Below are 1,039 nucleotides of genomic sequence, written 5' to 3'. Positions count from 1 at the left end.
AGTACACGAGCCAGACATGCCACGAGTGCGGCCACATCGGTCAGCGGAACGGCGACGAGTTCCGCTGTCCAACCGATGAGTGTTGGGTATCGGAGTATCACGCAGACATCAACGCGGTCGCCAGACTACGTCTGGCGGGCAGCAAGATCGCGACGCGATCTTGCGACGGCGGTCAATATCGCTGACCGCCACGACCCGTGGGGTGAGAGCCTACCGCTGAAATCGGCAGGCGATGACATCCCACGGGATGGGAGTGCTTGTGACAGCACCACGACTCACCGTGAATCGAACGAGAACCCCTCGCAGATGACGCTCACGGCGTACGAAGAGTTGAAACCCTCTGCCAGCGACGAGCGACGACTAACTGGTATTCCCACCGTGTGGGAAGCCTCGCCGTTTTACGGCGAGGAGGATGTCACAACGGAGGTTCCCGGAGAGCACGGAGAGAGTAACTCCGAGGAGTCTACCAGCAGTCAAACTACGCTCGACGATTCTGGTAGCGGTATCTCGATTATGGACGAGCTCCAATCTGGATCTGTTGAGACTGTCTTCGAAAACAAGGATTTGGTTCGTCCGGATACAATAATCGACGAAGATCGGATCGTTGGTCGCGATGAGCAGTTGAAGACCGTTATCACAAATCTCAAACCCGCTCTCCAGAACCACGGCATTCCGGAGATGTTGCTGACTGGGCCGTCTGGAACGGGGAAATCCCTAATTATCCATGCTGTCTGTAAGAAAATCGTCGAGCTGAGTGAGGCTCAGGGAATGCGGTTCGGTGTGTTTTCAATAAACTGCGAGGGCCCAGGTACGACCAGTCGTGCAGTCTATCGTCTCATTCAAGAAGCGACGGCAAATATCGATGAAGAACCGGGAGTTCCCGAGAGTGGGGTCTCGACAGACCAGAAACTCGAGCGCCTGTGGGAAATCATGCGCGAACACTATGACGGCGTAATTTTCGCCTTAGACGAGGTCGACATGCTCGACGGCCCATACTCGGAACCAGAATATAATTCACTCCTCTACCAACTCTCGCGGG

At 55.4% G+C, this 1,039-nt stretch carries 1 protein-coding gene and 1 pseudogene; both read left to right on the top strand.

Annotation, left to right across the window (positions count from 1 at the left end):
• Positions 1 to 315 (top strand): annotated as a pseudogene (locus J07HQW2_RS18865) (zinc ribbon domain-containing protein); the annotation flags it as partial.
• The coding region (locus J07HQW2_RS13430; RefSeq protein ID WP_303704337.1) for a Cdc6/Cdc18 family protein at positions 307 to 1,039 on the top strand (733 nt) is incomplete at its 3' end. The pseudogene J07HQW2_RS18865 and the gene J07HQW2_RS13430, both read left to right, overlap by 9 nt.

It is taken from the genome of Haloquadratum walsbyi J07HQW2 (assembly GCF_000415985.1).
GTDB lineage: Archaea > Halobacteriota > Halobacteria > Halobacteriales > Haloferacaceae > Haloquadratum > Haloquadratum walsbyi_B.
Note: the sequence above shows the minus strand (reverse complement) of the source record. Positions and strands in the feature narration are given on the sequence as shown.